This is a genomic window from Psychrobacter sp. TB55-MNA-CIBAN-0194, from assembly GCF_040309505.1.
Classification (GTDB): domain Bacteria; phylum Pseudomonadota; class Gammaproteobacteria; order Pseudomonadales; family Moraxellaceae; genus Psychrobacter; species Psychrobacter fozii.
The window spans coordinates 1-270 of record NZ_JBEOOW010000312.1 but is presented as its reverse complement, the minus strand read 5'-3'; the positions used below and the strand labels follow the sequence as shown (position 1 = coordinate 270).

1 protein-coding gene is annotated in these 270 nt (G+C 64.1%); it reads left to right on the top strand.

All coding sequences use genetic code 11. From position 1 onward, the window contains the following. On the top strand, nt 1–270 hold a 270-nt coding region (locus AAEY75_RS15270), incomplete at both ends, for a LemA family protein (RefSeq protein WP_502944432.1).

Here is a 270-nt window from a genome sequence, read left to right as displayed (position 1 = left end):
GCAGCGTGCTGAGCGGTTGCGGCATCAACAACATCCCGACCCTGGACGAACAGGCCAAGGCCGCCTGGGGCCAGGTGCAGAACCAGTACCAGCGCCGTGCCGACCTGATCCCCAACCTGGTGGAAACGGTGAAGGCGTATGCCGCCCACGAACAGGAAACCCTCACCGCGGTGATTGAAGCGCGGGCCAAGGCCACCTCGATCCAGGTGGATGCCAGCACCCTGGACAACCCCGAGAAACTCAAGCAGTTCCAGCAAGCCCAGGATGGCC